This is a genomic window from Streptomyces sp. NPDC018026 (genome assembly GCF_044327745.1).
GTDB classification, from domain to species: domain Bacteria; phylum Actinomycetota; class Actinomycetes; order Streptomycetales; family Streptomycetaceae; genus Streptomyces; species Streptomyces rubrogriseus.
Map to the genome: position 1 here is coordinate 83,668 of NZ_JBIRFY010000014.1, position 26,539 is coordinate 110,206.

At 66.8% G+C, this 26,539-nt stretch carries 20 protein-coding genes and 2 pseudogenes; 7 read left to right on the forward strand and 15 right to left on the reverse strand.

Annotated features, from left to right (window positions below; genetic code table 11):
* Positions 1 to 402 precede the first annotated feature (402 nt).
* From ACH4D3_RS32750 to ACH4D3_RS32760, 3 genes and pseudogenes are all read left to right on the forward strand, one after another.
* Complete coding sequence (locus ACH4D3_RS32750; RefSeq protein WP_398329709.1) at positions 403 to 936, forward strand: VOC family protein; 534 nt, start codon at positions 403 to 405, stop codon at positions 934 to 936.
* Between the two features lie 155 nt (positions 937 to 1,091).
* Positions 1,092 to 1,853: an IS5 family transposase gene (locus tag ACH4D3_RS32755; protein WP_398329712.1), complete on the forward strand. Its 762-nt coding sequence runs from the start codon at positions 1,092 to 1,094 to the stop codon at positions 1,851 to 1,853.
* Positions 1,854 to 1,869: 16 nt separating this feature from the next.
* Positions 1,870 to 2,712 (forward strand): annotated as a pseudogene (locus ACH4D3_RS32760) (ISAzo13 family transposase); the annotation flags it as partial.
* 86 nt (positions 2,713 to 2,798) lie between these two features.
* Here the strand turns inward: ACH4D3_RS32760 and ltrA are convergent.
* Complete coding sequence (gene ltrA / locus ACH4D3_RS32765; RefSeq protein ID WP_398329715.1) at positions 2,799 to 4,061, reverse strand: group II intron reverse transcriptase/maturase; 1,263 nt, start codon at positions 4,059 to 4,061, stop codon at positions 2,799 to 2,801.
* A gap of 584 nt (positions 4,062 to 4,645) precedes the next feature.
* On the opposite strand from ltrA, the pseudogene ACH4D3_RS32770 reads away from it, so the two are divergent.
* A pseudogene (locus ACH4D3_RS32770) lies at positions 4,646 to 4,993 on the forward strand (ISAzo13 family transposase); the annotation flags it as partial.
* A 190-nt stretch (positions 4,994 to 5,183) separates the two neighbouring features.
* On the opposite strand, the gene ftsX reads toward ACH4D3_RS32770, so the two are convergent.
* The 3 genes from ftsX to ACH4D3_RS32785 all read right to left on the reverse strand — a co-directional run bounded on the left by ftsX (position 5,184) and on the right by ACH4D3_RS32785 (position 9,594).
* Positions 5,184 to 6,101: a permease-like cell division protein FtsX gene (gene ftsX, locus ACH4D3_RS32775; RefSeq protein WP_398329718.1), complete on the reverse strand. Its 918-nt coding sequence runs from the start codon at positions 6,099 to 6,101 to the stop codon at positions 5,184 to 5,186.
* Positions 6,102 to 6,143: 42 nt separating this feature from the next.
* Complete coding sequence (ftsE, locus tag ACH4D3_RS32780; RefSeq protein WP_003975843.1) at positions 6,144 to 6,833, reverse strand: cell division ATP-binding protein FtsE; 690 nt, start codon at positions 6,831 to 6,833, stop codon at positions 6,144 to 6,146.
* A gap of 592 nt (positions 6,834 to 7,425) precedes the next feature.
* Positions 7,426 to 9,594, reverse strand: a complete 2,169-nt coding sequence (locus tag ACH4D3_RS32785) for an ATP-binding protein (protein ID WP_398329721.1) — start codon at positions 9,592 to 9,594, stop codon at positions 7,426 to 7,428.
* 172 nt (positions 9,595 to 9,766) lie between these two features.
* Between ACH4D3_RS32785 and ACH4D3_RS32790 the strand changes: the two genes are divergently transcribed.
* Positions 9,767 to 10,555 carry a nuclear transport factor 2 family protein gene (locus tag ACH4D3_RS32790; protein WP_398329724.1) on the forward strand — a complete coding sequence of 263 codons (789 nt, stop codon included), beginning with the start codon at positions 9,767 to 9,769 and terminating at the stop codon, positions 10,553 to 10,555.
* A gap of 161 nt (positions 10,556 to 10,716) precedes the next feature.
* On the opposite strand, the gene ACH4D3_RS32795 is transcribed toward ACH4D3_RS32790, so the two are convergent.
* The 9 genes from ACH4D3_RS32795 to ACH4D3_RS32835 all read right to left on the reverse strand — a co-directional run bounded on the left by ACH4D3_RS32795 (position 10,717) and on the right by ACH4D3_RS32835 (position 21,012).
* Entirely contained in the window at positions 10,717 to 11,622 is a 906-nt protein-coding gene (locus ACH4D3_RS32795) for an NlpC/P60 family protein (protein WP_398329727.1), read from the reverse strand.
* Positions 11,623 to 12,775: 1,153 nt separating this feature from the next.
* Positions 12,776 to 14,548, reverse strand: a complete 1,773-nt coding sequence (locus ACH4D3_RS32800; RefSeq protein WP_398330069.1) for a type IV secretory system conjugative DNA transfer family protein — start codon at positions 14,546 to 14,548, stop codon at positions 12,776 to 12,778.
* Between the two features lie 26 nt (positions 14,549 to 14,574).
* Positions 14,575 to 16,110: an ATP/GTP-binding protein gene (locus ACH4D3_RS32805; RefSeq protein ID WP_398330072.1), complete on the reverse strand. Its 1,536-nt coding sequence runs from the start codon at positions 16,108 to 16,110 to the stop codon at positions 14,575 to 14,577.
* A 176-nt stretch (positions 16,111 to 16,286) separates the two neighbouring features.
* Positions 16,287 to 17,780 carry an SCO6880 family protein gene (locus tag ACH4D3_RS32810; RefSeq protein WP_381609299.1) on the reverse strand — a complete coding sequence of 498 codons (1,494 nt, stop codon included), beginning with the start codon at positions 17,778 to 17,780 and terminating at the stop codon, positions 16,287 to 16,289.
* Between the two features lie 161 nt (positions 17,781 to 17,941).
* The gene (locus ACH4D3_RS32815) at positions 17,942 to 19,141 is read right to left on the reverse strand and encodes a hypothetical protein (RefSeq protein ID WP_240798844.1); all 1,200 of its coding nucleotides are present in this window, start codon (positions 19,139 to 19,141) and stop codon (positions 17,942 to 17,944) included.
* Positions 19,142 to 19,181: 40 nt separating this feature from the next.
* Positions 19,182 to 19,925 carry a hypothetical protein gene (locus ACH4D3_RS32820; protein ID WP_398329731.1) on the reverse strand — a complete coding sequence of 248 codons (744 nt, stop codon included), beginning with the start codon at positions 19,923 to 19,925 and terminating at the stop codon, positions 19,182 to 19,184.
* A gap of 17 nt (positions 19,926 to 19,942) precedes the next feature.
* A complete protein-coding gene (locus ACH4D3_RS32825; protein ID WP_398330075.1) occupies positions 19,943 to 20,233 on the reverse strand; it encodes a hypothetical protein in 291 nt (96 codons plus the stop codon).
* A 99-nt stretch (positions 20,234 to 20,332) separates the two neighbouring features.
* On the reverse strand, positions 20,333 to 20,623 hold the full coding sequence (locus ACH4D3_RS32830; RefSeq protein ID WP_240798845.1) for a hypothetical protein: 291 nt from the start codon (positions 20,621 to 20,623) through the stop codon (positions 20,333 to 20,335).
* Positions 20,620 to 21,012 (reverse strand): hypothetical protein, encoded by a 393-nt coding sequence (locus ACH4D3_RS32835; protein WP_398329734.1) that lies wholly within the window; start codon positions 21,010 to 21,012, stop codon positions 20,620 to 20,622. The genes ACH4D3_RS32830 and ACH4D3_RS32835 overlap by 4 nt, the downstream gene beginning before the upstream one ends.
* Before the next feature lie 570 nt (positions 21,013 to 21,582).
* On the opposite strand from ACH4D3_RS32835, the gene ACH4D3_RS32840 reads away from it, so the two are divergent.
* The gene (locus ACH4D3_RS32840) at positions 21,583 to 22,449 is read left to right on the forward strand and encodes a transglycosylase SLT domain-containing protein (RefSeq protein WP_398329737.1); all 867 of its coding nucleotides are present in this window, start codon (positions 21,583 to 21,585) and stop codon (positions 22,447 to 22,449) included.
* Between the two features lie 14 nt (positions 22,450 to 22,463).
* Positions 22,464 to 23,402, forward strand: coding sequence for a hypothetical protein (locus ACH4D3_RS32845; RefSeq protein ID WP_398329740.1), 939 nt, complete (start codon positions 22,464 to 22,466; stop codon positions 23,400 to 23,402).
* A gap of 539 nt (positions 23,403 to 23,941) precedes the next feature.
* On the opposite strand, the gene ACH4D3_RS32850 is transcribed toward ACH4D3_RS32845, so the two are convergent.
* Together ACH4D3_RS32850 and ACH4D3_RS32855 are read right to left on the reverse strand one after the other, a co-directional pair.
* Positions 23,942 to 24,547, reverse strand: a complete 606-nt coding sequence (locus tag ACH4D3_RS32850; RefSeq protein ID WP_398329743.1) for a transposase — start codon at positions 24,545 to 24,547, stop codon at positions 23,942 to 23,944.
* A gap of 395 nt (positions 24,548 to 24,942) precedes the next feature.
* Positions 24,943 to 26,520: a glycosyl hydrolase gene (locus ACH4D3_RS32855; protein WP_398329746.1), complete on the reverse strand. Its 1,578-nt coding sequence runs from the start codon at positions 26,518 to 26,520 to the stop codon at positions 24,943 to 24,945.
* Positions 26,521 to 26,539 lie beyond the last annotated feature (19 nt).

Below are 26,539 nucleotides of genomic sequence, written 5' to 3' on the forward strand. Positions count from 1 at the left end.
ACCCAGACATACGAGCAGAGAGGCCGACAGCCTCATGATCAGCAGCTTTTGTTAGAGCCAGTTAGGGCTTGCCGGGAAACATGTCGTGGCTTCCTGCTGCGGAACTCGTTGTTCTGGTATGGGGAGACCGGAGGGCTTCGAGGCCGTCCTGGCTGCGAAGTTCCAGGCGTTGCTGCCGCATCTGGATGAGCGCCAGCGTCGGCTGGCCATAGGGGCGGAGGCACTGAGCGTTTTCCAACCTCAGGCTGACGGGGTCAGGGGTCAGAGGCGGGGTCTGGATCAGCGCGTGCGGTCGTGAGGTGGTACCGGTTGTGCTCCAAGCTCACTGCTGTCTAGGACAGAAGCTGACCTAGCTCACGCCTATCGTCGCTGCTGGCAACCAACATCATCGAAAGGACGGCGATGCCCGAGCAGACCAGCCCCGCGCCGGAGGGCTACACCACCGTTGCGCCCTGGGTCGTCACCGACGACACGGGGGCTTTCCTCGACTTCGTCACCCAGGCATTCGGGGGCGAGGAACTCGGGCGGGTGTCGACCGAGGAGGGCTTGATCGGTCACGCTGAGATCCGAGTCGGCGACACCGTCGTGTTGGCCTTTGACCGACACACGGACTGGCCCGCCATGCCGAGCCTGCTGCGCGTATTTGTCGCCGATGCGGACGAGGCGTTTTCCCAGGCCGTCGCAGCTGGCGGCTATGTCGTCACTTCCCTGGCCGACGACGCCTTCGGACAGCGCGGAGGGCGCATCAAGGACCCCTTCGGCAATATCTGGTGGGTAGTCAGCTGCGTTGAGGACGTCTCTGAGGGCGAGATGTGGAAGCGGCTGCAGGACCCCGTATACGCCGAGGCCATGCGCGTGGCTCAGGAGACACTCGACGCCGAGCTCAGCGGTCGACGCCACGGGCGCAGCAGTGCACCCGTCAGGACAACCAGCTAGACCCACGATGTCGGGGTTCGCATGCGCCAGACCGGTAGCCAAGGAGTGTCTTCATTCTGCTTCGGCAGCTTGCCAGTTGGCCTGACACAGGGGGTGAAGCCCCTGGTAATGGGTTTTCGACCAAGAAACCCGTCTCTACCGGAGGCTTCACGTGCTTGTTTACCCCTCCGGGCTTGGACGTGTCCAGTTCTGCCCTCCGCTTCCTCTCCTCCTGTCTGCGGGAACACCGCCGTGGTCTCGGCACCCGGTGGCGGCGCCTGAGCGCAGGTCGGCAGGCTCTGCTCGCCCTCGCCCATCTCCGCAACGGTCATCCGTATGTGCAGCTCGCGGCCGGGTTCAGCGTGGGCACCACCACTGCCTACCGCTACGTCACCGAGGCAGTTGAGGTTCTGGCAGCCCTTGCCCCGACGCTCGCCGAGGCGGTCCGGGCGGCGTCGATGAAGGCGTTCGTCCTGCTGGACGGGACGCTGCTGCCGATCGACCGAATCGCCGCCGACCGGCCTTTCTACTCGGGCAAGCACAAGAAACACGGGATGAACGTGCAGGTGATCGCAGATCCTTCCGGCCGCCTGCTGTGGGCCTCGCCGGCCCTGCCCGGAGCCGTCCACGACGTCCGCGCGGCCCGCGAGCACGGCATCATCGACACGCTTGCCACAGCCGACGTCAACTGCTGGGCAGACAAGGGCTACCAGGGCGCCGGAGGCACGGTCCGTGTTCCCTACCGCGGCCGGTGGGAGACGCTGTCTGCAGGGCAGCAGGCCGTCAGTCGATACCACGCGAAGATCCGGGCGCTCGTCGAGCAAGCCGTCGTCACCCGCAAGTCCTGGCGACTCCTTCGCAGGCTCCGTTGCTCAACCACCCGCATCACGGTCCTCGTCCAGGCCGTCCTCTGCCTGCATCAGGCCAGCCCAGCTTGAGGATGGATAACGCTCACTGTCGCTGGGGCACGGCGGAATCCGGCTCGTCGCAGCCGGGGTTCGGGAAGGCACGGTCTCTCGCGGAGCGGCTGAACTGGACTCTGGTCAGGCCCCGCTGGGGCGGATCCGCCGGCCTGGTGGGGGTCGGAAGAAGGCTGTGGACCTTGATCCAGGGCTGCGACCGGCTCTGCTTGCGCTGGTTGAGCCCCGACGAACGTGGTGACCCGATGTCACCGCTGCGGTGGACGACGAAGTCGACGCGGAATCTGGCAGCGGAGCTGACCCGGCAGGGCCACCGGGTCTCCGCCGACACGGTCGCCGGCCTGCTGCGGGAGGAAGGCTTCAGCCTGCAGGCCAACGCCAAGACCATCGAGGGCTCTCAGCACCCCCACAGGGATGCCCAGTTCCGATACCTCAACGAACAGGCCCGAGAGACCGGGACGCCGACAACCGGGTGATCAGCGTGGACAGCAAGAAGAAGGAGCTGATCGGCGACTACAAGAACGCCGGGCAGGAATGGCGGCCCGCAGCACAGTCCGTGAAGGTCAAGACGCACGGCTTCCCCGGCCAGGCCGAGAAGGTGATCCCGTACGGAATCTACGACATGGCCGCGAACGTCGGCTGGGTCAGCATCGGAAACGATCACGACACCGCGGCGTTCGCCGTCGCCTCGATCCGGAACTGGTGGCAGGCCCGCGGCCGGCACGACTACCCCCGCGCCCGCCGACTGCTCATCACCGCCGACGGCGGAGGCTCCAATGGCTACCGCACCCGCGGCTGGAAGACCCAGCTCGCCGACCTCGCTGCCGAGAGCGGCCTTGAGATCCCGGTGTGCCACCTACCGCCAGGTACCTCGAAGGTCGGGTAGCCGGAGGGATTCGCACCCTCCGGCTCCCACAGATCCGTACGTGACGATCTCTCGTCATACGGCTCTTGTCGTCCTGATCACCAGGCCAGGGAGGGGGCGCTGGTCCACCTCCACTGAGCGAACATGCCCGGGCGGCGTCTGGCTGCCCGCTGGAAGGCCGCGATGGCCTTCCTCATCGCGCGAAACCGTCTGTACTTGTTGCGGAGCCAGCGCACCAGGTAGGCGTTGATGCGCATCAGGAGTGGATACAAGGCCGATCGGTAGAACCGGCCGTAGTACTGCATCCAGCCCGCGACGATCGGATTGATCCGCTGCGCGAGTTCTTCCACGGTGAGGTTGACTCGTCGGTGGAGTCGCCAGGAGCGGACCTCCTCGCCGAGTCGTTTGAGGGCATCCCTGCTGACCGCGGGGCGGAACGACCATCTGATACGGCCGTTCTTGTCCCGCATCCGGCGCTGCTGGAACGTGAACCCCAGGAACGTGAAAGACGTGTGCTCGTAGGAGCCACGCCGCAATCCGTCCCGGCAGTACACGATCCGGGTCTTGGCCGGGTGCAGACGCAGTCCGACCTCGGCCATCCTGTTCGAGAGCGCGATCAGCACCTGGTGGGCCTGGCGCTCGGTGACGCAGTGCACGACTGCATCGTCTGCATAGCGTTCGAAGGTGACGGCGGGGAACTCCCGCGCCATCCAGACATCGAACGCGTAGTGCAGGAACAGGTTCGCCAAGACGGGAGAGACCGGAGCGCCCTGTGGCGTCCCGCACTCCCGTTCCAGCAGGGTGCCGTCGGGCATCTTGAGCGGGGCAGCGAGCCACCGCCGCACATACAACTTCACCCAGACGGCGTCGGTGTGCGCTTCCACCGCCTTGACCAGGAGGTCCCAGGGCACGCTGTCGAAGAACTGGGAGATGTCGAACTCGACTACCCAGTCCCGTTTCCAGCTGCGTTCCCGACACTTCTCCACGGCGTCCAAGGCGGACCGTCCGGGCCGGTATCCGAAGCTGTCCGGGTGGAAAACAGGATCCACCCGTCGCACCAAATGCCGGGCCACGACGGTTTGAGCCACGCGATCGGCGACGGCAGGAATCCCGAGGATTCTCACGCCGCCGCCATGCGGCTTGGTAACGGCCACCGCACGCACCGGTGGAGGAAAGTAGGAGCCCGACGACATCCGGTTCCAGACCTTGTAAAGGTTGTTCTTCAGGTCCTTCTCGAAGTCGGCGAGGCTCTGCCCGTCCACACCCGGTGCACCCTTGTTGGCCCTCACTTCCTCCCATGCTTCCTTGACTTCCCACTTTGAGATATCAAACGGCTTGGCATGCGACTTCAACTGGTCCACCGAACTCCTCCCGGACCCTGTCCGGTTGATGCGATCAACTCAGTCACGAACGACCCGGCCCCTTCGCTCCACCCCTGTTACAGGGGCTTCTCCACTACTACGAGCCGGTCCGCCGGCGCGTCCCGCATCGGTACTCGGCCCCTTCACGGCACAACCGCTCGGGGTGCTCCCTCTCGCCCGCCCCTACCAGGACGGGCTGTATCGGTACGCGCCTTCTCCTGTTCCACATGACCGCGGCAGATCAGGTTCACGTCGTCTCCATGCCGGACACCGCCTGGCCAGTCGGCGGGCTCCCGCCAGGCTCATCCCGGGACGGTTCCAAGCTTCCCGGTTTTGATGTCGTCGGAATCTTTTCGACACGTCAGCAACGATTCACTTGCGTTCGTCTCCCTGATCCCTACCTGACGTCTCTTGGACGCCTTTTCCTCATCGCTCACCACGACAGTCTTCGGCTAACGCAGCATGAGGCGGTTTGAAGCCTCCCCCCGCAGGGCGGCTTCGAAGGGCCAATCCTTCATCGGTCACGCAGCACTGCTTGAAGAAACTCGTCCTACATCGAATTCTCCTCCGCATTCAGGACACACTGGAACAAGATCGAGCACCGGCTGTTCTCCCACATCACCATGAACTGGCGCGGTAGACCTCTGCCCAGCCACGAAGTCATACTCCAGACCATCGCCGCTACCACCAGCCGCACCGGCCTCACCGCCCATGCCGAACTCGACCACGGTGAGTACCCCACCGGCATCCGCATCAGCGACGGCCAGATTGCCGCCCTGCCCATCACTCGCCATCGCTTCCACGGCGACGGGAACTACACCCTCCACCCCAGCGTCCGATGGACGCCGCGACCACCGGCAGCACTCCCGACAATGCCCTGCCAGACAGACCGACGTGCCTCTCCCGGCGTGCGCTCGAGGACCCGGAACTGACCGGGATGACCCGTCAGCACCTCAGCGAACTCATCGACGCATTGACCCCAGCGATGGAGATTCAACGCGAGCAAGTGCTCCGCACACGTCGAGGCCACGAGCGCCTGGTGGCCGCCGGCGCGGGCTCCAAGGCCGAAACAGCCCGCCGAAGGAACCGACGGGCCGTCGCGAAAAATCGAGGCTATAAGGGTCAGACCCTTTGGTACTTGCGCAGAGTGAAGAAGGCGGCGAGTGCGGGAATGAGCAGACTGATGGCGAGGATGAGCGGCAGCTTGGTCAGGACGGCGTCCCAGCCGATGAAGTTGATCAGGTTCAGCTTCTCGGACAGCGCGAGTCCGTGATCGATGATGAAGTACTTGGCGATCACCAGGAATCCGCAGGCGACACCGCCGCCGATGAGTCCCGCTACCGCCGCCTCCATGATGAACGGCGCCTGGATGTAGAAGCCCGAGGCGCCCACGAGGCGCATGATGCCGGTCTCGCGGCGCCGGCTGAACGCCGAGACGCGCACGGTGTTGACGATCAGCATCAGGGCGACGACCAACATCAGTGCCATGAGTGAGAGAGCGGCTAGGTTGACTCCTTCCAGCAGGCCGAAGAGGTTGTCCAGGATGCCCTTCTGGTCCTGCACGGACTGCACGCCGTCCCGGCCGTCGAAGGCGGTCGCGATGACCTGGTACTTCTCCGGGTCCTTCAGCTTGATCCGGTACGACTCCTGCAGCTGGTCCGGTGTGAGGGAGCTGGCCAGCGGCGAGTCGCCGAACTGCTCCTTGTAGTGCTTGTACGCCTCGTCCTGCGACTCGTAGGTCACCTTCTCGACGACGGTCATCTCGTCGAGGTCGGACATGATCTGCTTCTTCTGGTCCTCGGTCACCGCGCCCTTGGCGCAGTTGGGGTCGGACTCGGCGTCGCTCTTGTTGCAGAGGAAGACCGAGACGTTGACCTTGTCGTACCAGTAGCCCTTGGTCGTATCGACCTGGTCGTTCAGCAGCAGCGAACCGCCGAACAGGGCCAGGGACAGGGCGACCGAGACGATGACCGCGAAGGTCATCGTCAGATTGCGGCGAAGACCGACTCCGATCTCCGAGACTACGAACTGGGCGCGCATGGCGTCTCGTTAAGCCTTTCGTTCCTCGTCGTCAGTGGCTCGTCAGTGCTGGTAGCCGTAGACACCGCGTGCCTGGTCCCGGACGAGGCGGCCCTTCTCCAGCTCGATGACGCGCTTGCGCATCTGGTCCACGATGTTCTGGTCGTGCGTGGCCATCACCACGGTGGTGCCCGTCCGGTTGATCCGGTCGAGCAGCTTCATGATGCCGACCGAGGTCTGCGGGTCGAGGTTGCCGGTGGGCTCGTCGGCGATCAGCAGCTTGGGCCGGTTGACGAAGGCGCGCGCGATGGCGACGCGCTGCTGCTCACCGCCGGACAGCTCGCCGGGCCTGCGGTCCTCCTTGCCGCCGAGTCCGACGAGGTCGAGGACCTGCGGCACGGACTTGCGGATCTCGCCGCGGGACTTGCCGATGACCTCCTGGGCGAAGGCGACGTTCTCGCCGACCGTCTTGTTCGGCAGCAGGCGGAAGTCCTGGAACACCGTCCCCAGCTGGCGCCGCATCTGCGGCACCTTCCAGTTGGACAGGCGGGCGAGGTCCTTCCCGAGGACGTGCACCTGTCCGTGGCTGCACCGCTCCTCGCGGAGGATCAGTCGCAGGAAGGTGGACTTTCCGGAGCCGGAGGACCCCACGAGGAAGACGAACTCGCCCTTCTCGACCTCCAGGGAGACGTCCCTGAGGGCTGGGTGGCTCTGTTTGGGGTAGACCTTGGAGACGTTGTCGAATCGGATCACGAATGCACCACGGGTCGCCGGGGGCAGAGGTCCGTGTCCATACGCGAACCGGAAAAGGAGAACACAGGCTCCCTCAACCTCACTACCAGCGCCTGACATCGTGTCCTGTGTAGTGAGGCGAACGGATTGCTTGTAGCAGTTCGCGGCGGCAACAAGTCCGCGGAATACCGGATAGCTGTCGAGGTGGCTCCTGACGGTGACCGCGATCCTGTGTCGTACGCCTCGTCTGGCACGGGGCCGAGCTGGTGAGCCGGATTGGTGGAATCCGAGGAGCATTTAGTGGAGTTGGGGCGCACGCGATGACTCCGGATCCGTCGGTGGCTTGGCACTGAGGTCGAACCGTTCTGTCCCGCGGCGTCCACTGGGTGGGCCGCGACTGCAGCCGCAAAGCGTTGCCGACCGGTGCATGATGCGGCCATCGCATCATGCACTGGGTAGAACGTTCTGTATCACTGTAGGGGATGTTCCGGCCATTCTGAAGGGGCAGAATGTTCTTTCCTTGCTTGGCTTGGGAGCGAAGTGAGCATGGCAGTGGGACCAGTACGCCCAGGCCCCAAGGCACCGTCGGGAGGCGTCAAATGGCGGGCGAACTTCAGGACGGCCGGGCTCGGCCCCGTCCGAAGACGGTGTCTGCACGCCGGACGAGTTCCCGGAACCGCTTGCTGAGATCGTCGCTGTCAGTCGCCGTCTGCGTGCCTGCCATATCCTGCCGGTCTTGCGCTGACACCACGTCACCAAGGCCGGCGGCCACAGCCGCGGCTGAGCCGGCCAGGCGCGTACGCGGCTTGTGCCCGTTCTGCTGGGAGGCAAGCTCGGCGGTGGCGGCAAGCATCACAGCGGCGTCGTCCAGACGCCCTTCGGCGCAGGCGGCCTGCGCGCACTCCGCAAGGACCCTGGCCACCGAGAAGCCGCTGCCCAGTTCCTGCGCCCTGGCAGCGTCTTCCCGCCGGCGCCGCGTGGCAGCGTCCCGATCGCCGTGCCACAGCGCGCCGGCTCCGTGGCCGATGGGCACGTGCACGGCCGCCCACACGTCGCCTTCCACATCGAGGGGCTCCTTCATGTGGGCCTCCGCTCGCGTCAGCAGGGCCGTTGAACCGTCGAAGTTCTCCAGGCGCAACGCTGCCGCCGACGCGAAGATCGCCGCCTCTACAGCCAGCGAGACGTCGTCGATCTGCTCAGCCAGTTGCATCGCGCGCTCCGCAGTGGCGAACACATCGGTGGCGACACGGTTGAACCCCGCGCACGCCACCAGCCAGCGGGCCCTACCCCGCTCGCTCAGATCGTCCTCATGCAGACGACCGGTCCAGGCGCAGCCTTCATAGGTATGCCCGGACATCCACAACGGCAGCCACACCAACCACATCAGCTCGGCGGCGTCGTCGTGCCGGCCGGCATCGACAAGCTGGTCGAAACCGAGCCTCAGCACATGGCGGTCGGTCTCGACCCGCTCGACCGCCGCCATGTCACCGCTGTCCCGGATTCGCGCACCATGTCTGCGCGCCGCTCTCAGGGCCCACTGGGCCACGCCCCGAAGGGCCTGTTCCCGGTCGTGCGGTTCGAGGCGCTCGGACGCGTACCGGCGGACCGGCTCCAGCAACCGATACCGCGTGAGAGGCCCCGTCGTGTCGTCACGGATGACCAGTGAGTGCTCGATCAGCTCGGTGAGCGCGCCCAACGCTCCGTCCGACTCCGGTGCGGCGATCGCGTCGACGGTGTCGAGGGAGAAGCCGCGCGGCACTATGGCCAGCCGTGGGAGGAGGCGCTTGGCCGCGGGGCCGAGCAGCTGGCAGCTCCACTCGATCGTGGCCGCCATGGTGCGTTGCCGCATCGGCAGGTCCCGCGGTCCGGCCACCGCCAGATCCGTCACCTGGTCGTCCCGCTCGAGCAACGCCCGTGGTCCGAGTCGGGCGGCCGCGGCGGCCAGAAGCTCGATGGCCAGCGGTAGCCCGTCGGCCCGTCGGCACAGCTGCGCCGCGACGTCTTCCTCCCCACTCCCAGCAAGTGACGCCCCCGCGGCGGCCGACCGCTCAGCGAAGAGCCGAACCGCCATCGTCGGACCGAGCGGGGCGATACGCACCTCCCGTTCCCGCCGCACCCGCAACGGGACTCTGCTGGTGGCCAGGACCACCAAGTCGGGGGATGCCCCAAGCAGCTCGACCAAGTGCGGGCCGCAGGCCGTCACACGGTCCAGACTGTCGAGCACGAGCAGGGCCGACATCCCGGCGAGATGAGCGGCGAGGCCTTTCACCGTATCTGCGTGGGATCCCACCGCGCGGGCCATCACAGCCACAGCGTCGTCGGGGTCGATGGCATCGGTCAGGTCGGCGAAATACATGCCGCCCAGACGCTCGGCGGCCACCACACGCACGGCCATGAGGGCGACGGTGGTCTTGCCCACCCCGCCCGGGCCGGTGAGCGTCACCAGCCGCCCCGGCGTGGCACCCAGGGCAGCGACGACCTCCGCCACTTCGCCGTCCCGCCCGACCACCGAGACGGCAGGGGGCGACGGCACGCGGGGCGTCAACGTACGGGACGGCATTGCGAGGTTGCTGCCTTCCCCTCCCCGGCCCAGGGTGGACAGCAACGCCATACGGTCGGCGTCGCAGAGCTGCAGCGCCAATGCCAACGCCCGCACGGTGTGTGGCTGAGGCTGGGTCCGCCGCCCCCGTTCCAACGCGCTGACCGCATCGACGGAGAGTCCGGCGGCCGCGGCCAACTCCTGCTGGGTCAGCGACCTGCTCTCACGCAGGTCACGCAGCATGGCCGCGAAACTACTCACCCTCCGCTCCCAACGAATGGTTCACGAGATCAATTATGCCCGTCAGGGCCTACGCGCTGTCCGGACGCTGTCTGAGCAATGTCCGGTTGTCAGCCAGCACCCCGGTATTCATGATCGACGTGACACGACGAACCACCGCTAGGAGATTGACGGCATGCTCCCCCGGGCCCTTCAAGCGCTGTGCGACGCGATCAACTCCCATGTCCCGGAGCGGATTGCCGACTGCTTCACCGACGACTACGTGGCCGAACGACCCCTGCGCCCGGCCGAAGGGTTCATCGGTACCGTCGAGGTCACCGCAAACTGGACGAAAATCCTGGCCGAACTGCCCGACCTGCAGGTCGAAGTCCTGCGCCATGCCCAGAACGGCGACGAGCTCTGGTCCGAGTGGGAGTACCGGGGCACCGCCCCGACCGGGGCGACGGTCCTGTTGCGCGGCCCGGTCATCCTCACCACCCGCGACGGACGGATCGCATGGGCCCGGTTCTATCCTGACCCGGTCATCACGGACGGCCCGACCCACATCACGGTGTCCCGAGTGCTGGACGCCCCGGCCGAACAGATCTTCGCAGTGCTCCGTGACCCCCGCCGCCACCCCGAACTCGACGCGGTCGGCCGTCTGCGGGGGGTAGAGGGCTCTCTCTCGCTCAACGCCGTCGGCGACACCTTTGTTATGGTCAGCGGCGACAACCGGATGGAGAACCACGTCGTCGCCTTCACCGAAAACCGGATCCTTGCCTGGGCCCCCGGTCTACCGGGGCAGCGGCCGATCGGTCACCGCTTCACATGGAAGCTCACCCCGACCGCCGACGGACACACCGAGGTGACCCAGACCTACGACTGGACGGGTGTCACGCACCCCTTCCTGATGCCTCGCCTGCCGGTCATCACCGCCGACGAGCTCGACGCATCGTTGACAAGCCTGGCCACAGCGGTGGCCTAGTTTCCCCACAGCGATTCGCAATCTTGCCTGGTCAAGGGCACCTCTGGAAACGCGGGCGGTTGCAGACAGGACAGGGGCGATCTTGGTGGACGGGCCACAGCACTGCCCGAACCGGCTTCGCGTCACTTGACGTGTGTCATATGAGCCGTCCCTGTCCGGACTCACGCGTCTGGTCGTACTACTCCGAGGATCTCCATCGATCCCGCCGGAGATACGTACACCGGCCGTCCTGTCCGAGGCGCCTGGATGATCTTCCCATCTCCCGCGTAGATCGCCACATGGCTGGCGTCGGCGTAGTAGATGATCAGGTCGCCCGGGCGCATCTCTGAGAGGGGAACGTGCTTCAACTGAGCCCATTGCTCCTGTGAGGTGCGCGGGATGGCGACACCCGCGTGCAGCCACGCCTGGGACGTGAGGCCGGAGCAGTCGAAGGAGTCCGGGCCTTCGGCGCCCCAAACGTAGGGCTTGCCGAGCTGTTGAGTGGCATATGCGATGGCCTTGCGGCCGAAAGCACTTCCCTCGGTGCCGACTTCCGACAGGACACCTGTGCCGACCAGTTCAGCATGGGCCTTCTCCTCGGCTTGCTTCCGTAGTTCGGAGAGGCGACGCAGTTCCTTCTTCTGGAGCCGTGCCTGCACCGTCCGGGCGGCTGCGATGCGGTCCTCGATCTTCTCGCGGCTCTTGTCCATGACCTCGCGGCTCTCCTGAAGTGCCCGCAATTCGGTGGCGGCCTTGTCGGCCTGTTCACGCAGACCTTCGCGGGTTTCCTTGAGGGCCATGAGCTTCACTGTCGTGCGATGCTGGGCCTGCTTGGCCAGTGCGGCGGAGGTCAGGGCGCGTTCTGGCCTGGGGGTGAAAACGAACTGGACCTCGGCCGGCAGTCCTCCACCGCGATACTGAGCCCGTGCCGCAGCACCGAGCGAGGCCTTGAGCTGTTTCTCCCTCTGCACAGCCTGTTTCACTTGGCCCTTCAGCCCGTCAGCCCTCTTCCGCTGTGCGCGAGCCTTCTCGTCGGCGGCGTTGTACTTTTCTGTCGCCACCTCTGCCTGGTGGTACAACTCGTCCAATTGCAGACGCACTCCGTCGAGAGTGGTAGCCGCCGGGCCGGGGGCGGCGTATGCGGAAGACGGCACTGCCGCCGTCAATGAGCCCAGAAGCAAGCAAGTTGCCGCAATACAACGGCCCCGTGTACGTCGGATCCGTGCCATGTGAACCAATACCCCTTTTACAGTGGGAGTGTTGATGGATTCGCACGCACAACGAGCCGTCAGGGTAGCGCGGTTCAAAAGACCATCAACGGTGTGAGCCTTGGTATGTCGCTTCACGTTACGGCCCGTCATGAGGTTGCGGACGCTGCAGTGGACAACCCACCGCGGTCAGCGAGGCAGAGGGACGAGGGCGCACACATGAGTGTGGAGTTGATGTTGTCAGCCTTGGGCACGGGCCTCGGCCTCGGTTCTCTGCGCTTTGCTCTTTGCTGTGCGCGCGGTACTGACAGCCGCGTGCACCACAACAGCCCGGCTGTGTACCACGCAGCACATGCTGGCCCCGTCATTCGGACGATTCCTGCTTCAGCCATTGCGTTGTGCACGGCGTTGGCGCTCATGCCCGATTGAATGGCTTGCCTGGGCGGCTGTGCTGAGGTCTGCGGCGAGGCGGGGTGTGGGAGGTTGCGGCGGCACCCGGGCCAGGGCGGTCCGCCGAGGACGAGAATCTGGAAAAGTTCCGCATGTGGGCCGCGGGTCTCCGGCGTCCGTTGTGGATCGTACGACAGTCCCGGGCCGGCCCCAGCGGCGGCACCGCGCCTCGCCAATACACCGGGACCGAGCGGGGACCTCCGTGTGGTGGAGCTGTCCAGGACTGCGCCGCACGGAGGTCTTCGTGTCCCACCCCAAAGCCTGGCTGACCGTTCACGTCGGGCGGTAGCCCGGTCCAACGGGTCTGTGTCGGGCGACCGGTGAGTCATATGGCTGCTGAGGCGGGCGCCTCCCGTGCCACGGCACGCAGTTGGGCCCGCCGCCAACAGGCCGAGGGTGACGCCGACTTTGCCGACCAGCCGGCTGTGCACAACACCGCACCGGATCTCGGCAGACATGAGACACGCGCCAACCAGTTCGTGACCTGCCTCATCACCCCTGCATGATGGGTGAAAGCGGTTCAATGGCTTCAGGTCGTCAAGGGAAGGCGAGTACGAACATCGGCTCTCCCCACCGGGCAGCGTCACGACGGCGTGGCCGTGCGTTCCCAGCGGCTCTCTTTCGTCAGTTCCACCCTGGCGGTCAGCCGAGCTGTGGCTCGGGCGGTGATGGCCTCCGCCTCCGCCTTCGCCTGTGCCGAGATGAGGTCGGCACCGGGCTCCTTGTACCAAGGGCGCAGCCGGATCAAGGACGGGCGGATGCCGGTGGCAAGAAGGAGGGCGGTTCCCTTGGGCAGGGCACGTATCTTGTCCGGTGGCAGAACCGCCTCCTGGCGATAGGAGTACGAACGCTGTGTGCCGTCCTTGCTGCGGGAGATGCTGGGAGTGCGCACATCTTGCTGCCCCACCAGCGTTGATATCTTCTGCACGAAGTCCGCGTCGTCCAGACCCGCGCCGAGCAGCTTGATGGTGGCGGCACTCCACAACGCGTCCATCCCCGCGTCGCCCCATACCCGGGCACCCTGCCGGTAGCTCTGCAGCAGTGTGACCACGTTGATGCCACGTGAGCCGAAGTGCGAATAGAGGTCCGGAAGATCGGAGATGCGGCACACGTTGGCGGCCTCGTCGAGGACCGCTGTGAGCGGCGGATCAAGACGTCCGCCCATGCGTTCGGCGGCCACCACGCCCGCCCGCATCGTCGCATCGGCGAGACCCGCGATGACACCGGCAGCGGAACCGCCGCCGTCCTTGGAGAGCAGATAGAGAGTGTCCTTGCTTGTGACGTGCTGGTCGGGGCGGAACTCCGGCGTATACGGGTCTGGTGTGACCCAGGCGAGGATCTCGGGGTCGAGGAGACAGGACACGGTCTGCCGGGCCGTCTCATAGATACTGTCCCTGGTCTCCGCCGCGCCGCGTACCGTGCCCTGCAGCTGCTCGGCCATGGCAGGCAGCCCAGCGTCGCGCAAGAGGTCGATCGGTGTGCGGTCCGCGGGGTCGGCGAGCCAGCCCAGCAGTTCCTGGACCGAGGCACCGCCGCGCGCCGCTGCGAGGAAGAGTGCCGTAAGAGTGTTCTGAGCAGCCGAGATCCAGAAGTCCTTCTTCGAGGCGTCGTCGTTGACGGAGGCAACGAAGTGTCCGGCCAGCCGACGCGCGCTCTCGATCGTGTCGCAGTCTCCTAGAAGGTTCCACCACATGGCGCGTTCGGTGTGGGCGATGCCCTGGGGGTCGAACGTCCAGACCTGTCCCGCCTTCTCGCGCTCGGCACGGGTGACGGAGTAGACGTCGGACTTGTTGGATGTGAGTAGGACGGCACCCTGTGCACGCAACACTCGGGGAACGGCGATGCCAGTGGATTTTCCGGCCCGTGGGGCCATGAGATCCAGTTCAACGTCCTCGAAGCTGCTTCGCAGCTCGGGCCCCTTCGGGTCGAGGTCTCCCAGAAGATTGCCGGTCTCGTCCGGGTGCAGCTCCTGCCGGCCCTTGAGACTGGGGCGCAGTTCGCGAGCTCGGGCCGCGATACCCGCAGGGCTCATGCTCACCAGGTCGCGTCTGCCGGCCAGACCCTCAGTGCGGTTCTCGCGGGCCAGCAGCACTCGCCCGAACATCGTCACGGGCACCGCGATCAGGACGAGCAGACCGAGTATGCCGCCGTAGACGGCCGCCGGGGGCGTCCCCGGCCACAGGGTGTCCACTTCACCGGACGCGAGCTGGCCCGTGGTCGAGAGAGCGAACGGCGGAGCGTGCCATCCGTGGCCTGTGACTCCGGCACCCAGCGTGCCGCCTGCCCACCCAACGGTGAAGACAGCCAGGATCGCTGCGGCGATGGCCACGACTCCCCAGGGGGCGAGATCGGACATACCGCGTGACGACGGGGAGCGGCCGGTCACGAAGGCCACCTTTCGGACGGCAGGGACGCGGGGGACGCGTCCTCCTGAGCGGCCCGGGCTACCTGTCCGGCGGCGTGCGCCACGGCTCGGTCGAGGGCCTTCTCAGTAGTTGTCCAACGGGTATTGGTGTTGTGCAGTTCGCGTTCGGCAGCGGTGATGGCCACCTTGATGGGTATGCCGGGCCGACCGCCGACCTTGATGAGGAAGCGCCCCCGACCGGGCGGCTCCTCATTCTCACCGGCAATCCCCCAGCCTGGCGGCGAGGACCAGGACGACACGAGTTCGATCTCGCGTCGGGAGAGTCCCACCACCCTGCCGAGGTCCTCCATCTCCGCTCGCGGCAGCCCGGCGCACACCACCATCCCGGCCCGCTCGACGAAGCCACGGGCCTTGGCCCGGTCGGAGTCGGTGCCGAGTGCCTCTGCGTCCTTGAGGGTGTGGGTGATCTTGGCGTCACCGAGCCCCAGGGACCGGTTGAGCCGGGTCAGCGCGTCGATACGGTCGACGATGCCGGAGGCGGCCCGCAGCGGGCGCCACAGCTCGTCCAGAATGGTGAAGAACCAGCGCCGGGGCGCGAGGCCGGCATCCGCCAGAGCGTGCGAGGCCGCGACCGTTCCCAGCCCGTCCGACCACGCAGCGAGCATCGCGGCTGCGGTGAGCTGGGTGTCGGCCTCACCGATGCCGGAGATGTCGATGCATACGGCGGGAGCGTCCGGATCGATGCGGGTCGACGTCGGAGAGGCGAATGTGTCGCCGAGCGGGCCGTCGAGGATACCGAGCAGGGAGCGGTGCAGCGGGTCCACGGCGTCCCGGTAGCGGGCGTCGTCCCCCCGGTCCAAGGTGACCGCCCGGACGCGGTCGGGCCCTTCGTTCAGAACCCGCAACAGGTCGGGCAGGAGCGCCGGACGGCCCTTCGGCTGGCGCTCGCGAATGTGGTGCAGCAGGGCGGAGAGCACGGACTGCTCGTGGTCGTCCATTGGGTTTCCACGCACGATGGTGATCAGCGCGGCCACCATGTTCAGTACCCGGCCGTGTGTCTCAGCCTTCAGGACCTCGCCGGCCTGACCTCCGATTTTCGCCGCCGCAGCGCCCATGGCGCCAGGATCGAGGACGTTGATGCCGCCCCGGCCGCGGCCGATGGAGATCACCTGACCGCCAAGCGCCCGTACTGTGTCCGCGTAGTCCGGCTTGAGGTCACCGAGAACCAGGGGCACGACACCGGTCGCGCTGAGTCCGATCAACATCCGGTTGACGAGAGTGGACTTGCCCAGGCCCGGCATGCCCAGCATGAAGAGGGACGGGTTGGAGATGTAGCGGGCGCGGGTGAACCAGTTGAGCGGGTCGCCGCAGACAGTGGCGCCCGTGAACAGGTGCTGTCCGAGCGGCACTCCGATCATCGGCGAGCCCGAACCGGCGGCGAACGGCCACATGCCGCAGGCCTGCACCGTGGTGGCCCGCCACATGGTCGGCGGATCGAGAAAGCCGACGCGGCCGCCACCGGGGCCATGCCATCCGCGGTCCGGGACGTACAACTTCTTCGGCCGGGCTGTCGACTTCTCGTCGGCCGAGCTGCGCTTCTTGTTCCCTTGCTTGTGCGGCGTCCGGAGCGCACCGAGGTCCGGCAACTGCGCGCCGGGTTCCGACCGCCACGCCGCCTCTTCAGCGAGCCGGTCCCACTGCTCGGCCTTCTTCTCCTCGCTTCGCCGGCTCACAGTGCCTCCTGCAGTTCGTGCGGGATCAGGGTCTGTTCCCACGGGAGTAGTCCTACCGGCAGCGTGCACGTGAAGGCGGCAGCCTGCATGCGGTCCGCGGGACGCATCAGCACCCGGGAAGACGCGGTCAGGTTGCGTACAGCGACCGTGGCGTCGGCGAGTTGGTCCGTTTCGTCGACGGTGACGGTCAGCATCAGCGAGAACTCCACGAGCCCTGCGCCCGACGCCTCCTCCGCAGCGGTCTGCTCCGCCGCCCGCATCTCGGAGACAGCCCTTGCACGCACGATGCCTCGGCCCGACGTCGCCATGAATTGCGCGGAGCGCCGGTCCGCCTCGACGATCCGCGCCGAGGTGGCCGGGTCGATCGGCCGGTAGAGCAACGCGACCCGCTTGCGGCGGGTACCGGGGCTCGCCTCCAGCAGTCCCTTGAGTACGGAGGACCGTACGGTGCCGCGCGGTGCCAGTGTCAGCAGCCACGTCCGTGACACCCCGGAGTCGTGCTGGTAGTTGTTCACAGTCTCCACGGCCGCTGCCGGTCCGGCATCGTCCCACTCAAGCCCTGTACCGCCGTGCTGAGCACGGGCGTCCAGGACGTCGGCAGAAACCGCTGGGTCGTAAGCCACGCGGACGACCTCGGCGATCCGCTCGGCGGAGAGCGGGTACGCGGCCCCGCCGCCGGCTGACACGAGCCCCCGGAGCAGGCCCGGAATACGCACGGCGAGGTCAGTGATCACGTCCTCTGGGCTGCGCTTCGGGCCTGCGGGCGCACCATAGGTGAGCGTGACATAGGTGTGCATCTCGGAGGAGGCCATCGGGTAGCGCTCGACGACCTCCTCCATCATCGCGCGAGCTGCGGGTGGGGCGTCCGGTCGGATGCGGGGCAAGACCTCGTGGGCGAGCGTGGTACCGGGGTCGGGTGCCGTCTCCACGACCAGCGAGGCACCCCGCAGGCCGGGTTCGTGAGCCAGCCGCGCCAGCCAGTCACCCCACAGGGCGACCCAGACGTCGACCTGGTCGGAGTCGACCAGGGAGCCACCGTCGGGGTCACAGCCGAGCACGATCGTGTACAGGTTGCGTGACGGATGGTGCAGGACGCCGAACGGCCGGTCATAAGCGTCCCGCCCCTCGGTGACCGTGACCCGGTTGAGCAGGCCCGGCGGCCTGAACCGGCCGCCGGGCCTGGCGGACAGCGGGCCTGAGACGTACAGGTGCGCGCCCTTGGCCTTACGGCGCCGCCAGCTGATACGCAGCAGCAGCAACTGGTAAGCGTTGCGCCCGTCTTGGGTGCGGATCGCGAGCGGGGTCAGGAGGAGGACTACTGGAATGATCACGACCAGTGCCGCATACAGCGAGATCAGCGACGCCAGCAGGGTGACGACGAGCCCGCCGAAGACCCCTACTGTGCCGACCAGCCCGAGTGGTCCGAGCCCGGGCCGCCGTGGTCGGCGCCAGTTCCCGTAGGTCGGGTGAGTGACGGCTTCCGTGGACATGGAAGGTCCGGTTTCCCTTCATCAGAGGTGGTGGTCTCAGGCGTTGAGAGCTGGGAGTAGCACAGAAGCGGGTAGAACCGCCGGACTCAGCGACGGGAGGATGCGCGGAGTCCGGCGGCCCGTTCATAGGGAGAAGGAACGAATACGGCTGGGCATTCAGGTCAGTGGTAGCGCGAGCCGTTGTGACCCTGATCGCCGTCGGCGTCGTCCAAGGCGCCGGAGGCAGTTCTGCCGACAACCTCGGCGGCCGCGACCGTCAGGGCGATCGCCGTAGAGCCTGACGCTCCGCCGGATGCCTCCCCGTCCTCGGCGTCCCGTGCCCCACCGCCGGAACCGCCTGCCGAGTTGCGGACGCCCTCGCCACCTGCCGGGCCCGCCGTGCCGACCGAGCCCGGTCCAGCCGAACTCTGGGCATGGCCCGGAGCCGGAGTCCCCGACGCGCCGCTCGGACCCGTCCGGCCCCCTCCGTCGTCACCGTCGCTGCCGCCGCCGCTTCCGCCGAGCGACCGGGCGCCGCTGGCCAGGGCGCCGCCCACGGCCTGCCATGCCCCGGAGTACGCGGAAGCTCCGCCGAGGGCGGCCGTGGCGGGCACCACGAGCTTCAGCAGGGCAGGCAGGGCGACCGCGGACAGCAGAAGCACACCGATGCCGGCGATACGCTCATTGACCGCGCTGCCTTCAGAACTGCTCGCTGTGATCAGCTCCGTCCCGGCGTACAACACCAGACCGGCCGCGGGTTTGTACAACAGCCACGCGATCATCCAGCCAATGTGCTTGCGCCACCAGCCGCCTCCCCAGTCGGTCATCGACGATGCCGCGGCAACCGGCAGGGTACCGAGCAGAAGGATCATGACACCGAGGCGGATGTACAGCAGGATCGTCTGAATGATCCCAGCGATCAACAGCAGGAAGGAGAGAATCAGGAGCAGGAATGCCTCAGAGATCTCGCTGCCGTCCGAGCAGGCCCCGACGTTGTCCAGCACGTTCGCCGCTCCCGCGTTGAACAGATGCTGGGCGTAGCTGTCCGCGACACCGGCGGCCGCCATGGCAATGGTCGTGGCACCTCCGGCGACCACGATGACTCGCAGAATACCCTTCAGAGCGGTCGTGCCCGCGGTCGCGCGCCGCTCGATGGCCATGCGGGCGCAGGCGAACAACAGTGAACCGACGGCGAGGTACACCACGAGCCACTGAGTCTGACCGCTGATCGCCTGTGCTGCGCTTGTCCCTGTCGCCGACAGAGTGGGCACACTGAGTGTGAGCGCTCCGAACACGCTGATGGCACCCGCGAGGATGGCATCCGCGACCAGCTCGATGATCTTACCGATCGGATCGCCGAGGAACTCGAAGAAGCCCACCACCGCGTCAATTACCGGACTACCGGTCGATCCACACGCCATGTCACGCCCCCCAGAGGACATAGCCCGCGGGCTTGCCCTGCGCCGTGGTCACCGGTGTGTGGAGAGAACCATTGTCGGCAGGGGCCACCTTCCAGTCCCCGGTGCTCCAGCGCAGTTGGATGGTGGTCGTCGCAAAACCTTGAGCACCTCTGATCAACAGGCTGACACGGGCGGCTTCGCTGCTGTACGAGGACACGGTGAAACCAACGTACGAGCCGACGCGGGTACCGGCGCCCTCAACGATGTCGTCGATGTTCGGAACGGCCGAGCGTCTGAACTCGAACATGTCCCGTCCATGCCCCGCCACCACCTGCTGCCGGCTGATGGTCTTCCAGTCCGACCTGCTCATCTGGGTGGGGATGACCGTGGCCGCCAGGGCAGCGCCGACGGGTGTGTGCGCATAGCACCAGTGCATCGGGCCTGACGTCCGGGTGGGACCGGCAGAAGCCGAAACAGGTACCTGCGCGCCGCCGACGCTGCGCCACGTCACGTCCTTCGGCGCCAACTTCTTGTCACGAGCGGTGTCGTCGGTACGGCATCCCCTGGGCCGTTCCTGAGGCGGCACGGAGTCATCGGACAACGGGCCTTCAGCCGCTGCCAGGGTGGTGTCCTCGTGATCGGCTGTCACCGCGACGAAACCGCCCAGCACCAGCACGAGGCCGAGGAACCCCGCCGACAGCCGCCAGCTGCGCTGCTTCCAGTAAGGCCCGGATTCCTCGGTCTTCCGTCGCCTGCGTAGTTGCATTTTCGATCGGCCCGCGCTCAGTTGAAGACGAAACTGATGATCGGGCCGGCCGTGGAGATCAGTACGCAGCCACCCAACACCAGTCCGAGGCGGCTCGCGTGCTCCGAACTCTCGCCGCGCTTGAGCGAGACGGCCATCATGGCGCCGGTGACCAGAACGCCGAGCACACCGGCCACGGTACCGGCCCAGGCGACTAGGTTCAGCACCACGTCGACCTTGTCGCTGAGTTCGTCGGGAGCCTCTCCGGTGGGCTCGGGCACATCGGCTTCGGCCAGGTAAACGGCAGCTTTGAGCATCACTGAGGGCATTGGAATCTCCAAGAAATTGATAGCGCGCGAGCGGCGGGAGACGCGGCGACTGGGGGTGTCGGGCAGCAGCACGCCGACGGTGGTGAAGGTTGGCAGGTCCTACGGCCCGAGAAGGCTCAGGTCACCCAGCAACTTCACGAGCGGGCCGGCCGTCGAGGCGACCACGCTGGCGAGGGCTACGAAGAAGACGCCGCGAAAGTGCGCGCCCCCTTCGCCCATCTCACCGCGGTTGAGCTGTATCGCCATGTTGATGCCGACGGCCATCAGGCCGAAGACACCCGCTGCGGAGACAGACCAAGCGAGAATGTTGAGGATGGTCTGCGCGTCTTCGGTCGGTGTGTAGGTGGCATCGGCGGCCAAAGAATGGACAGCAGCCAGGGAGAGGATCACGCGACGGTTCCGTTGCTGTAGATTCCGCTGCCCACCAGTTCCGCGAGCCGGTCAAACTGCCTGGGCAAGGCCTTCGGGGTGCTACCGACGCGCCATGCCGGTATCCACGGCACCCGGTGCACCCTGGCAGCCGAACGCAAGACGCGGATACGGCGCAGCAGGCCGAGCGGAAGCCGACCGGGGGCATCGGCGACGAGGACCACCGCAAGCAGGTCGAGTCCCTGTGGAGCGCGTCCGGCATCGAATGCGCCCAGCGCCCGTGAAATGGACTGCAGTCCGCGCGCGCTGGTTCGGCCGACGAGCACAATCCGCTGCGGCTGGCCCCGAGAAGGGTCAGGCCAGGCGGCGCCGACATCCACACCGCCTAGAACCTCGACCAGCGAGGTCACACCAGCACCGCCGTGGGCCTTGACCCAGCCGACTTCCTCTGACGACCCGGTACCGGGGTGCCGGGGACTGCTCCTGGCAGGACCGAGGGGTCCGGGGGCAGCGAGCTGGCGGTCCTGAGGCCCCAGTGTGTGCTCCCCGGCCGCCCGCGTGGTCTTCCGGCCGGCCCTGTCTGCCTGTCCGGTCGAGGCAGGGGACGTGCGCGGATGGCCGGGGAGACCAGTCCGTACCGGGGGGTCTGCCATGCGAGCCGCAGGCGTGGTCGGCCGCGCGGTGGCTCCTTCCACCGAAGCGGACGGGCCGCCTTCGGACGTCGAGGGAGGAGGGACGGGTCGAGGCGCCCGCGGGCCCCGTACCCAGCCCTCTGCCCGGCCTGCTGGCGTCGAGGGAGGGGGTGTCATAGGTGCCCCGCCTCCTTCCTGTCTCGTCGGTCCTCTACGTGAGCTCATTGGCTTTGCACCGTGTTGAACTCATCTGCCACAAGGCCCGTTTCGATCTGCCGAGCCCATCGGGGAGCACAACGGTCGGAACGAGCCCGGCGGTTCAAGGGACGAGGAAGCAGGTAGGCATCAATGAGCACGAATACGGGTAGCGAGGAAGGTGCCTCCTCACCGGAGGCCGATCAGGAGGGCCAACAAGGCGGAACCAAGACGGCCAGAAACGCGGCGATAGCTGTCGGCTCGATCAGCTTCCTCTTCTCCCCGGTCGTCCTGGTCGGCGTCGCCATCTCCACCATCATCATCTGCGGGCTCGGCATCCTTCTGGCTCCCCTCATCCTGCTCTATCTGCTCGTCACCGGTGGAGGCGGAAGCAGTGACATGCCACCGAGCCTGAGTGAGGCCAGTTCCGCGCTGAGCATCGCCCAGGGCGACGGCCTCGGAGATCTGGACACCTCGACCGTCCCTGAGGACCTGGCGGAGCCCATCCAGAACGCCGGTGAACTCTGCGATGTCATTGGCCCGGTTGTGATTGCCTCGCAGATCCAGCAGGAGTCCGGCTTCGACGAAGAGTTGCTCGGCCCTGATGGGAAGAAGGGAATCTCACAACTGCCGCCCGACGTCTTCGACGAGTACGGCAAAGACGACGATGACAGCGGTGAGACCACCGCGCTGGACGCCGAGGACTCGATCATGGCGCAGGGACGCTACATGTGTGACCTGGCCGACCAGGCGCAGGAGCTGATCGACTCCGGCGAGGCCGAGGGCAGCGTCCTCGATCTCGCCTTGGCCGGATACGCAGTGGGAATCGACGCCGTTACCACGGCCGGGGGCCTGCCGGCGACGAACGAGGCGCAGGGCTATGTCGTCTCGGTCCGTGCCCAGTTCGCCAAGTATGAGGGAATTGCTGCCATTCCTTCGGACTCAGCCACTCCGACCGGCATCGAGACACCCCTCCCCACCGCCGTACCCAGCGAGTCACTCGATCCGGCAACCACCTGATGAGGAGGAAAGTCATGACACATCACGACGTACACGTCTCACAGCAAGGGCACGCCACGATCGACGGGGAGCCTCTCGTCGCCGCACCGGGCCAGTCCGTTCACGAGGCCGTATTGGACCGGCTCCAGCGCTACGCAGTCGAACAGGCAGAGACCGTCGAGGCAACGGTCACCGATTCCCGCGAAGACGACCACTTCGTTCTGGAGGTCTCCCCGGACGGTGCCAGTCGTCTCCGCGCCTTCGCGGAGGAACCGGCACCCGCACCCGCACGAGAAGTCATCACCCGGCCCGGTACTGCCACTGCTGTCGCCACCGCGGTGGCGACAGCAGTGGCCCGTGCCACCGCCGCACACACCCCGAGGAACGCACCCGCGGCTGTCCTCCCCACCGAGCTGGCCGGACCGATCCGCCGTATCGGCGCTCTCGCGGATGCCGGCCGAGTGGACGACGCATACGCCCTCGCGGCGGGACTTCACGAGGCTCTCACCGACGCAGCGGGAGCCGACGATCCCGATACAGTGGAGGCGCGGGCCCTACAGGCCTACATGGCGCACCTGCGTGGCGACCATAGGGAAGCCGTCGTGCTGGCTCTGGGAGTGGCCCGGCTCCGTTGCCGCGCGAATGACAGCCGGGCTCCCGAGGACGTGGTACGAGCGGCGGCCTCCTGGCAGCGACTCGACGACGACCGCGCGACAGTGGTGCACGGTCGTGAGCTACTGCACATGTGGGCTCGGCTGGGTGATCGGGGGATGCTGCCTCTGCCCCATACGAGACTCGTGGAGGAGGTCCGCGGGCGCGTGGACGAGCTGAAGGCACGTCCTGACGTGCCGAAGCGTGCTCCAGGGCGGGAACCCGATGTCGAACAGGGTGTCCCGCAGGGCACGCTGAAGTCCCGGATGCACTACGGTCTACGCGGACGGAGGACGGTATTGGAGAGCAACGGCACGCGGTGAGGCTGACGGGGGACACCGAAGTGCCTCGGCATTCGCTGTCGATCTTGCGGCCTCCGCGGTTGCCGACTCTTTCGGACAGTGAACCGCCACGACTTGCTCGTCGGCCTGATCCACGAAGACCGCGGGACCGCCAGCGCGAATGTCCGGCGAACACCCGCGGCTCCCAACACCCACTGTCAGTCAGGCTCATGAAGTCCTGACGAGCCGTCAACCCCGGATCGCCACGAGCACCTACTGCACGGCCGTGAACCGCACTCCCCAGTCCGGTCGGTTGGTTCGCAGCGCGGCGCCGTTGACGCAGTCCCTTCCGCGTCCCCATCGACAACTGCGCTTCTGTGGACAGCGGATGGTCCGGCGGCTGCTTGCAGTGTCTGGACCCATACGAGGCACCAGTGCAGCAAACAGTCGAGAAGCCCAGCTGGGCCTCATCCCGAACCGGCGTAGTGATCGAGTTCGACCTGGCCCTTGGCGGCCTGGAAGCACTCCTAGACCCTCCTGCGGACGTCGGCGACCCGACGAGTTCCGCAAGGGTGACCGTTTCAGGTAACCAGCACAGGTAGGAGGTGAGTTCGCCGGTGGCGCGGTTGCGGCGGACGAGCAGGTGGCGATGTCCGTCGGTGCCGATGTGGATCCGGGCCCAGTCGTAATAGAGTGGGCCCTTCGCGCCGTTGCCCTGGGCCGTGCCGCTGCCAGGCGGCGGGCAGGCGTTCGGCGACGGTGTCCGCGCGCATGGCGGTGCGGCCTGCGTTGATCCCTGCCCGGGAACAGACGACGGCCATCACGTAGCCGGTCCCGCGTGCCTCCAGTGCGGTGGCGATCGCCTCCCGGGCCAGGCGGAGTTTGGTCTGAAACTGCACAGTCTCGGTTAACCTGGCCCCCTGACGGCGTTCGGGATCGGAGCACCAGGCCTGTTCGGGCTGGTAGAGCCGACGGTCGATCAGTGTCCGTCCTCGGCTGGTGGCGTAGGCGACGAGGACGCCGGCCTGGGAGTTCTCGATGCGCCCGGCGGTGCCGGGGCACTGATGCTGCACGCCCGCCGAGGCCCGGCCCTTCTTCACGAAGCCGGTCTCGTCCACGATCAGCGCACCGCCGTCGGTGCCGAGGTGTTCGACGGGCGTAGGCGCGGATGTCACCGCGGACGGCATCGGCGTCCCAACGTGCGCAGCGCAGCAGCCGCTGCATCGGGCCGGGTCGCGCATGGCCTGCCTGTTCGGCCAGCCGGCTGCCAGCAGTTCCTCCGCTCGGCACGGACGGTAGCCCGGGGTTCAACCCGGCTGAGCCGGCCCGCGATCCGGGTCATGGCCTGCTCGAACATCTCCCGCCAACGGCTTCCGTCTATGCCGGGCGCGCGGCCACCGCACGGTCATCATGAGTCCACACAGCTCCTGATGATCACACGGTGGCCGTTCCAGTTCTCACATGGGTCCGACCCAAGATCGCGCAGTCGCACTGGAGTGTTTGGGAGATCTGTACCACCAGCAGGGCACCCGCGAACTCGCGGGGCGGCACGCGCGAGTGAGCGCCCCAGAGCCCCGGCGGGTCAGTCAGCCTCTCGGTACGCCTGACCACTGGCGTTCGCCTGAGCGCCCTGGTACAAGCCGGTCGGGCTGGTTTCGGTGGACAAGGCAAACCACGCGTAGCGCTGGACGAAGTCCAGGCCGTCGAGCATCTTGACCGATTCCTTGATGAACGCCGCCTGCGCCTGTTCCCCCGGGTAGCGGGGCATGCCATGGGAGAAGTCGATGAGAGCGTACTCCGTCAGCCAGACGGGCTTGTGGTAGCGGTCGTGGACACGCTTAAGGTAGTCGGCCAACTGACCGGCGGCTCCAGGACCGAAGTCGGAGCCGTACCAGTGAACCGGAATGAAGTCCACGCGGAGTCCGCGCTGTTCAGCGCCCTTCATGAAGCGGTCGAGCCAGCCACCGGCCCTGTCCGCGTCGGCGGCCACGGCCGGCGCTCCCAGATTCAGACCGGTCTTCTCCAGCCGGGGCCACAGATCCAATGCCTGCTCCGGTGTGATGTTGGCCTGCCCGGCCATGTCGGGCTCGTTGAAGCCGAGCAGATTCTCACCTGCTCGGGCCGCATTGCCCAGTTCCTCGTCAGTGACGGAACCGGGACCCCAGATCGTGGGGACAAACTCAACGTCCTTGGGCTTCTTCACATGGCTGGAGGAAGTCCAGTTCTGGTACCAGGAGGCTCCGGAGTGAGCGAGAGCCTGTTCAGCGCCGTCGACAGGATTGAGGGCCACGCCCCGACGAGGTGCGGGCGTTGACTGCTCATCAGAGCTCTGTCCAGGAGCGGGCACGGCCCGGTTGCGGGCCTCCGGCACGGAAGTATTCTGCTGCCCTGTGCCGTGGAATGTCACGGTGAACCCGCTGCAGTGACTGCACTGACGCACAACCTGGTTGCCGGCCTCGGCATCCTGCTTGGACCACGAATACGCCGTTGGGCATGCCTTGGTTATTGCCTCACTGTAGGCCGTCTTCGCGTCCCGGTTCGGATTGATGCAGACCAACGGCTTCCCCGAACCCGGATCCCTGGTCAGGTTCTCCGGGGGGCAGACCGACAGCAGGTCGGTGGGACAGCCGACTGCACTGCACTCACCTCCGTCGGCCGGCGGGGACTTTCCCTCAGGGGTGATGGTGATGGGTGCTGAGACGGCGTTGACGTAGCTGACGTTGTACCAGGGGGCCGCACTGTCAGCCGCGTCGAAGTTGAACTCGGCCAGACTGACGGGCTGTTCACCGGTCGAGCAATGGTCGGGGAAGGGACCGCAGTCACCCACGGCGCAGTGGAACGTGCTGCCCTCCTCTCCAAAGCAGCCCTGACGGGCGAAGAACTTGCCGCGCCAGTGCCCGGCACCGGAATGCTCGGGGACGGTGATAGCAGCGGACTGCCCTGGTTCAAGGGTCGGCAACCCCGTGAGCGGGGACGAACCGTCGGCGTTGACCATCGCACCGACCCAGATCCGACTGTCCGTCTCATTGCGCAACGTGACGGTGTGATCGGCGCCGCGTGCGGCTGCCACTCCGGCGACACGGTCCGTGTCGTTGCCGGATGAAGTGTTCTGGTATGCCGCCGCCGTCACGACTGCTGCTACGACCGCGACGAGCGCCAACAGGGCAAGCAAAATTGGT